Source organism: Chryseobacterium sp. SIMBA_028 (assembly GCF_046535285.1).
Lineage (GTDB): Bacteria > Bacteroidota > Bacteroidia > Flavobacteriales > Weeksellaceae > Chryseobacterium.
On the sequence record NZ_JAWRWZ010000720.1, the window covers coordinates 1 to 243 of the forward strand.

The window sequence follows — 243 nt, forward strand, 5'->3', positions numbered from 1 at the left end:
ATTCTATTGGAATGAACTTTTTTGGTGAAAATGCAAAATCAGCAGGATTTGGTCTATTCAACGCAGGCGGAATCATTATGATGATCGTGGGAATTACATTTTCCAAAAGATTTGCCGATAAATACGGGAAAAGAGATGTGTTTATGGCATCTCTGTTTATCTCAACATTATTTGTTTTGATATTTATTTTATTTCCGCCAAAAGCAGTTGGAATGATGTTTTTATCACAAATCGTACACGGCT

1 pseudogene is annotated in these 243 nt (G+C 34.2%); it reads left to right on the forward strand.

Features of this window, described 5'->3' with window-relative positions:
• Positions 1-243: pseudogene (locus SCA31_RS25135) on the forward strand (MFS transporter); the annotation flags it as partial.